At 68.4% G+C, this 2,935-nt stretch carries 2 protein-coding genes; both read left to right on the top strand.

The window, feature by feature from the left end; translation table 11 throughout:
• The coding region (gene treY / locus V6M49_RS06305) for a malto-oligosyltrehalose synthase (RefSeq protein ID WP_332760577.1) at nucleotides 1–2,130 on the top strand (2,130 nt) is incomplete at its 5' end.
• Nucleotides 2,127–2,935: alpha-amylase family glycosyl hydrolase (locus V6M49_RS06300; protein WP_332760576.1), on the top strand; the 809-nt coding region annotated here is incomplete at its 3' end. The genes treY and V6M49_RS06300, both read left to right, overlap by 4 nt.

Genomic DNA, 2,935 nt, shown 5'->3' with positions numbered 1-2,935 from the left:
TCCCTTTCGAGGGCCGCGCGGGAGCACGGCATGGGCGTGCTGGTGGACATCGTCCCCAACCATGTGGGCGTGGCCTCGCCGGCACAGAACCCGTGGTGGTGGTCGCTGCTGCAGGAAGGGCGTGGCTCGCCTTACGCGGAAGCGTTCGACGTCGACTGGGACTTTGGTGCAGGCCGGATCCGGATCCCCGTCCTGGGCAGCGATGACGACCTCGGACTTCTGGAGGTTGCAGATGGCGAGCTCCACTATTACGGCCACCGCTTTCCATTGGCCGCAGGTTCATACTCCGACGGCGACTCTCCGCGGGCTGTGCATGACCGGCAGCACTACGAGCTCGTCTCCTGGCGCCGGGCGGACAGCGAGCTGAACTACCGGCGGTTCTTCGCGGTCAACACCCTGGCGGGCATCCGGGTGGAGGACCCCTGGGTCTTCGGCCAGGCCCATGCCGAGGTGAAGCGCTGGTTCGACGACGGCCTGGTTGACGGGCTGCGTGTGGACCACCCGGACGGCCTGGCGGATCCTGCCGGGTATCTTCGCTGGCTCAAGGACCTCAGCGGCGGAGCCTACGTCCTGGTCGAAAAGATCCTGGAGCCGGGGGAGGAGCTGCCGGCGGAATTCGCCTGCGAAGGAACCACCGGCTACGACGCCCTGGCAGACCTGGACCGCCTGCTGGTGGACCCGGCCGGCGAGGCTGCGTTGGACGCACTTGATGCACAGCTGCGCTCCGGCGAGCCTGCGGACTATGCGGCCATGATCCTGGGGACCAAGCGTGCCGTGGCGGATGGCATGCTGCGGTCCGAGATCCTGCGGCTGGCACGCCTTGTTCCCGCTTCCGCGAGTCTGTCCGAGGACGTCGCGGCCGATGCCCTGGCGCAGGTCATCGCGGCCTTCCCCGTGTACCGCACCTACCTGCCCACGGGTGAGGACGTGCTGCGCGAGGCCTGCGCGGCGGCGGCCCGCCAGCGCCCTGACCTGTCCAATGTGCTGGACGTGCTGCTGCCCCTGCTGCTGAAGCCCGGGACTGAACTGGGCCGACGTTTCCAGCAGACGTCCGGCATGGTGATGGCCAAGGGCGTGGAGGACACGGCCTTCTACCGCTACACGCGGCTGGGGACACTGACCGAAGTGGGAGCGGACCCGTCCCACTTCTCCCTTGCCCCGGAAGAATTCCACCGGCGGATGGCCGAGCGCCAGGAGTCCCTGCCGCTGTCCATGACCACATTGACCACGCACGACACCAAGCGCAGCGAGGACACCCGGGCACGGATCTCCGTGATCGCCGAGCTGCCGGACGAGTGGGCCGCAACCCTGGACACGCTTCGCGGGCTCGCCCCGGTGCCCGACGGCCCGTTCGAGAACCTGCTGTGGCAGGCCGTCATCGGTGCGTGGCCGGCGTCGCGGGAGCGGCTGCAGGCCTATGCGGAGAAGGCGGCCCGGGAAGCAGCCAACTCCACCACCTGGACGGATCCGGACGAAAAGTTCGAAGCATGGGTTAAGTCAGCGGTGGATGCAGTGTTCGACGACGCCCGGGTCACCACGGCGATCGAGGACTTCGTCGCCAGGACGGATGCCTTTGCCGCTTCCAACTCGCTGTCCCTGAAGCTGCTCCAGCTGACTATGCCAGGGGTCCCCGATGTGTATCAGGGCACCGAATTCCGGGACCGCTCGCTGGCCGACCCGGACAATAGGCGGGCAGTTGACTTCAAGCGCCGCGAAAGCGCCCTTGCCGCACTGGATGCCGGCACAAGTCCGGCGGACTTCCGCGACGAGGCCGCGAAACTGCTTCTGACCTCCCGGGCGCTGCGCCTCCGCCGGGATCGGCCCGAACTCTTCCAGGGCTACCGGCCCGTTCTGGCTTCCCACGCTGCGGCGGACCACCTGGTGGCCTTCGACCGCGGGGCTGACAGCAGCAGAACTGGCGGCGCACCCGGTGCATTGACCCTGGCGACGCGGCTTCCCGTCGGACTGGAACGCGCCGGCGGGTGGCGGGATACCGCCGTCGAACTATCCACCGCCATGCGGGACGAACTCACGGGACGGACGCACGGCCCCGGCCCGGTGCCGGTGGCCGGCATCCTCCAGCAATACCCTGTGGCGCTTCTCTCGCCCGTGAACGGAGACAACGCATGAGCCTGACGCACAGCGGTTCCGGCCGGTTCGATGTCTGGGCGCCGGACGCCTCGGCCGTCTCGCTGCTCGCCAACGGGCACCAATACCCCATGAAGCAGGTGTCCGGCGCGGATGGCTGGTGGTCCGCGCCGGACGCGCCGGCGGACGCAGACGTGGATTACGGTTACCTTCTCGACGGCGATACGAACCCGCTGCCGGACCCGCGGTCCCGCCGCCTCCCGGACGGGGTCCACGCGCTGTCCCGCACGTACGATCCCGCCTCCTACGCCTGGCAGGACGCCGGCTGGCAGGGGAAGGGACTGCGCGGCTCGGTCATTTACGAACTCCACGTGGGAACCTTCACGCCCGCGGGAACACTCGATGCAGCCGCGGACAAACTCGGCTACCTCGCGGACCTCGGCATCGATTTTGTGGAGCTGCTGCCGGTCAACGGGTTCAACGGCACCCACAACTGGGGCTACGACGGCGTCCAGTGGTTCGCGGTCCACGAAGGCTACGGCGGTCCTGCGGCCTACCAGCGTTTTGTGGACGCCGCCCACGCCGCCGGGCTGGGAGTCATCCAGGATGTGGTTTACAACCACCTGGGCCCCAGCGGCAACTATCTGTCCAGATTCGGCCCGTACCTCAAGCAGGGCGACGCCAACACGTGGGGCGATGCGGTCAACCTCGACGGCCCGGGGTCCGACGTCGTGCGTGAATACATCCTGGACAATGCGGCTCTCTGGCTGCGCGACTATCACGTGGACGGCCTGCGCCTGGATGCCGTCCACGCGCTGCGCGACGAGCGGGCCGTGCACCTCCTGGA

Source organism: Pseudarthrobacter sp. (genome assembly GCF_036675385.1).
In the GTDB taxonomy this organism is placed as follows: Bacteria; Actinomycetota; Actinomycetes; order Actinomycetales; family Micrococcaceae; genus Arthrobacter.
The sequence above is the reverse complement of the archived record's forward strand: the minus strand, read 5'-3'. Positions and strand labels throughout refer to the sequence as shown.